This window comes from Pseudoalteromonas sp. SR45-5, assembly GCF_014163565.1.
Taxonomy (GTDB): Bacteria; Pseudomonadota; Gammaproteobacteria; order Enterobacterales; family Alteromonadaceae; genus Pseudoalteromonas; species Pseudoalteromonas distincta.
Window position 1 is genome coordinate 1 of record NZ_JACJDN010000089.1, and the last position, 9,088, is coordinate 9,088.

Here is a 9,088-nt window from a genome sequence, read left to right on the forward strand (position 1 = left end):
AGCCCGAACATGTGTTCGGGCTTTTTGTGTTCAAAACGAGGTGAAATTTACTGCTCAATAAAGCCAATCAGCTTATCTGCAATATCAGTATTATTTTGTGAGCCGATAAATTGCTCACTGCCTTTGCCATAGGCAAATACTTGAACGTCTACAGCGGTGTGTCCGCCAGTTGTCCAGCCAGTAAAGCTTGCATCACTAATAATACTTTTAACAGCTAAATTAAGCGCTTTTTCGCCCATTTTTTTAGCTTGCTCAAGTTTGATTTGGTTTTCAGTTGTAAATTCAATATTGGTGTTAGCAGTCCATACTGGTTTTAAGTCTTTAGACTCCATAAGTTTGTCTGTTAACTTACTAGCCGTTGCCTTAACACCTTTAATTACGTCTGTTTCCCATTTAAATTGGCCGTGCGAACCAATAGTTAAGCCGCCCGTTGAGTGATCGGCTGTAACTACAAGTATAGTGTCTTTATTTTTATCAACGTACGCTTTTGCTTTTTCGATTGATTTAGCAAAGTCGTCCATTTCAGCCATCGCACACGCTATATCGTTAGAGTGACCACACCAATCAATTTGGCTGCCCTCAATCATCACAAAAAAGCCTTCTTCATTCTGGTTATCTAGTAAACCAAGCGCTTTAGATGTTAACTGAGTAAGGCGAGTTGGGTTCATATCAAGGGCAAATGGCAAGCCTTTGCTTGCATACAAACCTATGGCAGGTATTTGTGTAATTTGTCCCAGATTATTAATATCGTCACCGTATTGGTAACCTGCCGCTTTAAATTCTTCAACTAAATTACGGTCGTCACGAATAAAATATTTAGTACCGCCACCTAGCATTAAATCAACAGGTAATTTACCAGCAATCTTATTATCAATATAATCGTTGGCAATATCATCGTAGTTGTAACGAGATTCATTGTGAGCTGTAAAGCTAGCAGGTGTTGCATGGTTTATTTGTGAAGTTGCTACAAGCGCTGTTGTCATACCGCGCTCTTTTGCCATTTCAAGCATGGTTTTAACTGGCTTTTTATCTGTATCTACAGCAACTGCACCATTATAACTTTTATGGCCGCTACTAAGCGCTGTAGCACCCGCAGCGCTGTCTGTTACATAAGTATGGTCATCAGGGTAGGTGTGAGCCATGCCTTTTAAAATAGTGTCAAAAACCGTGCCTTCTACTTCTTTTGTTGCAGGGTCGTCTTTAAAATAGCGATAAGCCGTGGTGTAAGCCGGACCCATGCCGTCACCAATCATATAAATTACATTTTTAGGTGCTGATTCTGCGTAAGCACCAGAAGCGGTGCATAAAAGCGCTAATAAGCTGATCTGTTTTTTCATGGTTGTGTACCTTATGAGTGTACCTTATTTAATAGCCGCTGATATTGTATACAGATAGTATGATAAATAAATGAATATCTAAGATATTTATAATTTAGGGTTATATGAATAGAATTGTAGTTAACGCTGTTAGTTCTATTTATTTAAATTATACTGGTTATAGCTTAACTACATATGATGCTATCACCTTTTAATTGTTCAAAAGGCATACAAAGCAAATGTATTTAAAAAGATCAGCTTATTTTTTTGGTAATTAAGCTTATGATATCGTTTAAATTTTATTTTATATTTTTTACTTTCTTTAGAACATCAAGATAATTAAATAGCGAATTTGGCACCATTTTCTCGGTTAGTGGTCTGACAACTTGTATGCTATAAATAATGATGCTCTAAATTAATAAAGGACTTGCCGTGCAGCCATTTAATATTGAAACCAATAACTTGAATATTCATGGCTTAAAAGTAGGTTCTGGGGATGAAATAGTAATAGCGTTGCATGGTTGGTTAGATAACTGCCACAGTTTTATACCAATGTTAAGTAAAGCTAAGCCAAAGCACACTTGGTACTGTATTGATTTTGTCGGGCATGGTTTATCATCTTGGCGAAGTGATGATGCACATTATTATTTTGTTGATTATATTGATGATGTGTACCAACTTATTAATGCGCTTGGTGTTAAAAAAGTGCATTTAGTTGGGCATTCGATGGGAGCCATGGTTGCAGGGCTTTTTGCTAGTTGCTTTGGTGATTATGTAAAATCTGTTACCTTTATTGAGGGGATTGGGTGTGTTACAACTCCCAGCGAAGGCGTATGTGAACAGCTAAAAAGTGCAGTATTAAATAGAGCGCGTTTAAAAAATAAGAAGCAGAGAGTTTATAAATCGAAAGAGCTTATTTATGAAGCACGTGCTCAAACAACCGATTTGAATAGTGAGCTTATTGCTCTTTTAATGCAGCGAAATATAAAATCGGTTTTAGATGGTTATACATTAACAACTGATCCAAAGCTTAAAAATCACTCAGGTTTTAGGTTTAATGAGGCGCAATGTATTGGTGCAATAAAAGATTTAATTGCACCGTGCCAATTAATTTTAGGTAACGAAGGTTATTCGTTTGTAAAACAAAATCTGGCAAAGTATATTAGTTATTACAATAGCTTAAAGGTAATTAATGTAGATGGTGGGCACCACTGTCATATGCAAAGTAGTGAACTATGTTTTAAGCATATTCAAGACTTTATGCTGCAAAATGGTGCATGTTAATTGTAAGTTTACGTAAAATGTGGGATTATTCCTCCATTAGAGTATTTGCTCAATTGTTAAAGCGCCTTACTTAGATTAAGGTTAATAAAAATATAATTATAAACAGGGGCTAAGAGTGGAAAAAATCTGGCTTAAGCGCTACCCAGAGGGTATGCCTGAAACAATCGATCCTGAGCATTACAACTCGTTACTCGAAGTGTTCGAAAAAAGTTTTACTGACTACACCGATTTACCTGCATTTACTAATATGGGTAAAACGCTGTCTTATAGCGAAATAGATACAGCAACAAAAAAAGTTGCTTCCTACATTCAAAATGATTTAGGTCTTAAAAAAGGTGACAAAGTTGCCGTAATGATGCCTAACTTACTACAAACACCAGTCACCATTTTAGGTATTTTACGTGCAGGTTGTGTGGTTGTAAATGTTAACCCACTTTACACTGTGCGTGAGTTAGAGCATCAGTTAAAGGATTCTGACACTACCGCTATTTTCATTTTAGCAAACTTTGCTGACACACTTGAAAAGTCACTTGCACACACTGATGTTAAACACATTGTAGTAACGCAAGTAGGCGATATGGTTGGTGGGCTTAAAAAGCACATAGTCAACTTTGTTGTTAAGCACATTAAAAAAATGGTGCCAAAGTTCAACTTACCAAACACAATTAACTTTTCAGACGTTCTAGCTGCAGACGAAACTAAATATACACGTCCTGAAATGAGCTTGTCCGATCTTGCTTTTTTACAGTACACCGGTGGCACAACAGGTGTATCAAAAGGGGCAATGCTGAGCCATGGCAATATGGTTGGTAACCTTGAGCAAGTTTCAGGCTGTTTAGACAAAGTGTTAAATCGTGGTACAGAAGTTGTTGTTACCGCTTTACCGCTTTATCATATATTTGCTTTAACAGCTAACTGCCTGACGTTTATGAAGTACGGTGGTTTAAATATATTAATCACAAATCCACGAGATATGCCTGGGTTTGTTAAAGAGCTAGGTCAGCATAAATTTACAGCTATTACTGGTGTTAATACGTTATTTAACGGTTTATTAAACACACCAGGTTTTGCTGAACTTGATTTCAGTCATTTAAAAATGTCACTTGGTGGCGGTATGGCCGTGCAACGTCCTGTTGCTGAAAAGTGGCAAAAAGTGACTGGCTCAAAATTAATGGAAGGCTATGGCCTTACAGAATGTTCTCCATTAGTAACTATTAGTCCTTATGATTTAGAAGCATATAACGGCTCTATTGGTTTGCCTGCGCCTAATACTGAGATTAAGCTAATACTTGATAACGGTGAAGAGGCCGCTAAAGGTGAACCGGGTGAAATGTGTGTGAAAGGCCCGCAGGTTATGGTGGGCTATTACAATCGACCAGATGCAACAGCTGAATGTTTAAAAGATGGCTGGTTTGCAACAGGTGATATTGCAACTTATGACGATGAAGGTTTCTTCTTTATTGTAGATCGCAAAAAAGACATGATCATTGTATCTGGCTTTAATGTTTTCCCTAATGAGATAGAAGAGGTAGTGGCTATGCACGAAGGTGTGCTTGAAGTTGCTGCTATTGGTATTCCTCACGATGTAAGTGGTGAACAAGTTAAAGTTTTTGTTGTTAAAAAAGACCCTTCTTTAACTGAAAAAGATATAATAAGTCACTGTCGTGATAATTTAACTAATTACAAGGTCCCAAAACTGGTAGAGTTTAGGGATGAGTTACCTAAAACTAACGTAGGTAAAATACTCCGAAGAGCCTTGAAAGATTAGCAACCTATAAAAAAGCCGACATATGTCGGCTTTTTTATTGTAGGAGATTAAGTGCAATACCAATTGATCGAAACCCAAAATCAACTGAACACTTTTGTTGAACAAATAAAAAATAAGCCTATTTTAGCTATTGATACTGAGTTTATGCGTCGTCGCACTTTGTATCCAGAAGTTGCACTTATCCAAGTTTTTGATGGTCAGCATTTAGCGCTTATCGATCCGTTAGCTGAGCTCTCATTATTCGATTTTTGGGAAATACTAAAAGATCCTAGTGTTTTAAAAGTACTGCATTCTCCTTCAGAAGATATTGAGGTTTTTCAAAAATACGCAGGCTTTGTTCCATCCCCACTTTTTGATACACAATTTGCGTTGCAGTTACTTGGGGAAGGTAACTGTATGGGCTTTGCCCTTATGGTAAAAGAGTTGCAAGGTATTGAAATAGATAAAAGTGAGTCACGCACTAACTGGCTGCAACGTCCGTTAACTAAAAAACAGTTAGATTATGCTGCTGCAGATACTTTTTACTTATTGCCGTGTTTCGAGCTGATTATAGAGCGTATTAATGCCGCTGGGTTCTTTGACATTGTAATAAACGAAAGTGAATTGATTGCAAAAAAACGTGCATTTCAAACACCAGACGAGCTTTTATATAAAGATATTAAAAATGCATGGCAACTTAAACCGCACGAATTAGCGGTGTTAAAAGAGCTTGCTGTATGGCGAAGAAATAAAGCTATCAAGAAAAATTTGGCGCTTAATTTTGTGTTAAAAGAACATAACATGACTGAAATTGCCAAACGTGGTCCTTCAAGTTTAAACGCTCTACGTCAAATTCCAGGAGTTGAAGCAATTGAAGTTAATCGCTCTGGTGTAGATATAATAAAGTGTATTGAAGTTGCCAAAGCGGTTCCTGATGCTCAGCATCCTGATGTACTTAAGCGCTTAATTGATTTTCCTACTTATAAAAAAGTAGCCAAAGATATTAAACAAAAGATCACTAAAGTAGCTAAAGAGCACAATATACCTGAAGACGTTATGGCCTCTAAAAAGCAAATTAATCAATTGATTAGTTGGAATTGGAAGTTAACTAATGAGCAAAAACAGAGTCATATAATGCCAGATTTATTAAGCTCTTGGCGATATACCTACGTTAAAGACGCTTTAAAAGAGTGGGATACTTAAGACTAGATATTTTTTTTACTGTGTAATACTTATACCAATCCGCAATAATACTTAATCATTTTGCGGCGCTAAACGTGTCGTTACCTGTGTTAAAAAAATCTCATTTAGAACAACTAAATAGTGATTTTTTTGCCTAGCTATCAACACGTTTTTCCATCCTCAAAATAGATCACTTAATTAAGCGAATTGGTATTATCTATAATTTTTGTGTTACATAGTAGAAAAGTTTTAGTTGCATGCAAGGGATTAAAACGTAGATATTTAGAAAGTTATTAAAAAGTAAATGAAAATAAAGAGGGCGCTTATAAAGCGCCCTTTCTTCAATTACTTCTTTTCTTCATCAGGTAGTGTAACGTTTAGCTCAAGTACGGCTAAATCGTCTTCGTTTTGATCAAACTGAACCTGAACTGCATCGGTACTTACGTTCACGTATTTACGGATCACATCTAAAATATCTTGTTTTAATTGTGGTAAGTAATCCGGCGTTCCTCGCTGAGAACGCTCGTGCGCGACAATGATCTGCAATCGCTCTTTTGCTAGTGACGCACTGTTTTTCTTTTCTGAGCGGAAGTAGTCAAGTAAAGACACGTTAACCTCCAAAAATCCGTTTAAATAAGCCTTTTTTCTCAACGTCTAAGAAGCGAAAATCGACGGTTTCACCTAGTAAGCGGTTAATTGCATCAGAATAAGCTTGGCCTGCATCAGATTCTGTATCCAATATAACAGGTTGGCCTGAGTTTGAAGCACTTAATACCGCTTGCGATTCAGGAATAACCCCTAATAATGGGATTGACAGAATATCTTGCACATCTTCTACCGATAGCATTTCACCTTTTTCAACACGACCAGGGTTATAGCGTGTTAATAGTAAGTGTTCTTTAATATTTTCTAGGCCTTCTTCAGCACGTTTTGATTTGCTGTGTAAAATACCTAAAATACGATCTGAATCTCGAACTGACGACACCTCTGGGTTTGTTGTAACAATTGCTTCATCAGCAAAGTACATCGCCATCATAGCGCCAGCTTCAATACCTGCTGGTGAATCACATACTATGTAATCAAAGTCTTCTTTTAGTTCATTTAGTACGCGTTCAACACCTTCACGTGTTAAAGCATCTTTATCACGAGTTTGTGAAGCAGGTAGTAAAAATAATTTATCTACACGTTTATCTTTAATAAGCGCTTGGTTAAGGTTTGCCTCACCATTAATTACATTTACAAAGTCATAAACAACGCGGCGTTCACAACCCATAATTAAATCTAAGTTACGTAAACCAATATCAAAGTCGATAATAACTGTTTTATAGCCTTTTAACGCTAAGCCTGTGCCAATTGCAGCACTTGATGTTGTTTTACCAACACCGCCTTTACCTGAGGTAACGACAATTACTTTTGCCATGAGATTTATCCTTTAACCAAAGCTGAAATTTCTAATGATTCGTCTTTTTGTTGTATTTGCACTGCATTTCCCCAATGTTCACCTTGTAGCGAATCACTGATCCAGTAATTACCATCTATTGAAACCAGCTCGGCTTCAAGTTTTTGGCAAAAAATGTGTGCTTCTTTAAAACCTTTTGCGCCTGCAATAGCGCGACCGCGTAGGGTGCCATAAATATGCACATTCCCATCGGCAATGACTTCCGCACCATGACTAACTGCGCCAAGTACTATCAAATCTCTATCTTTTGCATAAACTTGTTGTCCAGAGCGAACTGTACCGCTGATAATTTGCGCTGGTAAATGCACCGTTTTTTCTACAATCGATGTATTGGGCTCTTGTTTAACAGGTTCGCTCTTAACGTCTTGTGAATAATTTAAAACAGATAAGCCAGCAGCCTTTGCTTGAGTATGTTGCTCATCTGAGCCATTACACACACCAACCGCATTAAAACTCATTCGCTCGATTAATGATTTTAAGTGAACAAAATCAAGTGAACTGTTTTTAATTTCAATTAAATTAACGACAATAGGCGCACCCTCAAAAAACTTAGGGGCCTGGGCTATTTTTACATACAGTTGTTCTGCTAAAAGGTTTATATCAGTACTATAAAGATGCAAAACTGATAACGTAAAAAGATTCCCTTTTAACTCAAAAATTTGGTCCGACATACACGCTCAATTGATTTGTCTGATTAGAAATTAATTTTAGATAAACGTAGGCTGAATAGGGCCTTTATTGAAATTTCTAATCTAATTTTTCTAACTTATTATTACTCTCATGTTATAGTGTGCGGCATTGTTAAGCAAGAATTTATAGGGCCATAATGCTCACTGCAGTATATAAAAGTAAGAAAAAAGCGGATACGTTCTTATTTGTTGAAAAAAGAGATGATTTTAGTAAAGTTCCGGAACCTTTGATGGCTATGTTTGGTCAACCTGTTTATGTGATGATCATCAATTTAGCAAAACGTGAGCATTTAGGTGGGGCAGATTTAGAAACTGTAAAAGCAGCGTTATCAAATCCTGATAAAGGCTACTACTTACAAATTCCACCACCTGAGCAAAATTTGCTAAGCCAATTACGAAAAGACAATGGAGTTGATAGTGATTAAAAAACTTATCGTTATATTATGTGGTGTATGTTTAAGCTCACCTGTTATGGCAAAAACTCAGGCTGAATTTCAAGATTATTTAGCGAATTTAAAGCAAGAAGCTATCGCAAAAGGTTACGAAGCCAAACTTATTGACGATGCGTTTGCAACAGCAACGTATAAAGAAAAAGTGGTTTCGGCTGACAAAAACCAGCCAGAAGTCAAAGAAACCCTTGATACGTATTTACCAAAACGTGTACCACAATGGAAAATTGACCGCGCACGTAAGCTTTACGCAGAAAACAAAGAGGTACTTGAAAAAGTAGCGAAAGAGTTTGGCGTACAAGCACGCTTTATAGTCGCGCTTTGGGGGCTTGAAAGTAACTTTGGTACAATTCAAGGCGGTCATAACGTTATTTCATCATTAGTGACACTTGCTTTTGATGGACGCCGAGAAGCACTTTATAAGCGCCAACTTTGGGCTGCACTGGATATTTTAAAGTCGGGCCACATAACGCTTGATAAATTTAAAGGCTCTTGGGCAGGCGCAATGGGGCAAACGCAATTTATGCCTACCTCTTTTAATGCTTACGCGGTTGATTACAATAACGATGGTCGTAAAGATATTTGGACTACAAAAGAAGATGCTTTTGCCTCAATTGCTAATTATCTAAAGCAAGAAGGCTGGAACGACTCTCTGACGTGGGGTCGCCAAGTTCAGTTACCTGAAAACTTTGATAGTAAATACGTTTTAGTGCGTGGTACCAAAACTCGCAAGCAGTGGTTAGAATATTGGAACGACTCAGAGCGCTCATTAGCTGATTGGCAAGCACTGGGTGTTCGTAAAGCTGATGGTTCTGATTTACCTAATGTAGACGTACGTGCTGCGCTGGTTATGCCTGATGATATAAATGGCCGTATGTACTTAGCGTACGATAACTACAAAGTGTTTATGCATTGGAATCGCTCGTATTACTTTGCTACTAGTGTAGGTTACTTGTCGGATA

The 9,088-nt window shown here is 37.3% G+C and carries 9 protein-coding genes; 5 read left to right on the forward strand and 4 right to left on the reverse strand.

Going from position 1 to position 9,088, the window contains the following annotated elements:
* Positions 1-47 precede the first annotated feature (47 nt).
* Positions 48-1,337, reverse strand: a complete 1,290-nt coding sequence (locus tag H5072_RS05390) for an alkaline phosphatase (RefSeq protein WP_182692913.1) — start codon at positions 1,335-1,337, stop codon at positions 48-50.
* A gap of 411 nt (positions 1,338-1,748) precedes the next feature.
* On the opposite strand from H5072_RS05390, the gene H5072_RS05395 reads away from it, so the two are divergent.
* The 3 genes from H5072_RS05395 (at position 1,749) to rnd (ending at position 5,550) form a co-directional block, all read left to right on the forward strand.
* Positions 1,749-2,600, forward strand: a complete 852-nt coding sequence (locus tag H5072_RS05395) for an alpha/beta hydrolase (RefSeq protein ID WP_182692914.1) — start codon at positions 1,749-1,751, stop codon at positions 2,598-2,600.
* A gap of 115 nt (positions 2,601-2,715) precedes the next feature.
* The gene (gene fadD, locus H5072_RS05400; RefSeq protein WP_182672373.1) at positions 2,716-4,368 is read left to right on the forward strand and encodes a long-chain-fatty-acid--CoA ligase FadD; all 1,653 of its coding nucleotides are present in this window, start codon (positions 2,716-2,718) and stop codon (positions 4,366-4,368) included.
* A gap of 51 nt (positions 4,369-4,419) precedes the next feature.
* A complete protein-coding gene (gene rnd, locus H5072_RS05405) occupies positions 4,420-5,550 on the forward strand; it encodes a ribonuclease D (protein WP_182692915.1) in 1,131 nt (376 codons plus the stop codon).
* Between the two features lie 324 nt (positions 5,551-5,874).
* On the opposite strand, the gene minE is transcribed toward rnd, so the two are convergent.
* The 3 genes from minE to minC are packed head-to-tail and all read right to left on the reverse strand — an operon-like array spanning position 5,875 to position 7,659.
* Positions 5,875-6,138, reverse strand: a complete 264-nt coding sequence (gene minE, locus H5072_RS05410) for a cell division topological specificity factor MinE (protein ID WP_004334706.1) — start codon at positions 6,136-6,138, stop codon at positions 5,875-5,877.
* 1 nt (position 6,139) lies between these two features.
* Positions 6,140-6,949 (reverse strand): septum site-determining protein MinD, encoded by an 810-nt coding sequence (gene minD, locus H5072_RS05415; RefSeq protein ID WP_004334708.1) that lies wholly within the window; start codon positions 6,947-6,949, stop codon positions 6,140-6,142.
* A gap of 5 nt (positions 6,950-6,954) precedes the next feature.
* Positions 6,955-7,659 carry a septum site-determining protein MinC gene (minC, locus tag H5072_RS05420; protein WP_024596847.1) on the reverse strand — a complete coding sequence of 235 codons (705 nt, stop codon included), beginning with the start codon at positions 7,657-7,659 and terminating at the stop codon, positions 6,955-6,957.
* 155 nt (positions 7,660-7,814) lie between these two features.
* Here minC and H5072_RS05425 point away from each other — a divergent pair, with 155 nt between their 5' ends.
* Together H5072_RS05425 and H5072_RS05430 are read left to right on the forward strand one after the other, a co-directional pair.
* A complete protein-coding gene (locus H5072_RS05425; protein WP_004334712.1) occupies positions 7,815-8,102 on the forward strand; it encodes a YcgL domain-containing protein in 288 nt (95 codons plus the stop codon).
* On the forward strand, positions 8,095-9,088 hold a 994-nt coding region (locus H5072_RS05430), incomplete at its 3' end, for a lytic transglycosylase domain-containing protein (protein ID WP_182692916.1). The genes H5072_RS05425 and H5072_RS05430, both read left to right, overlap by 8 nt.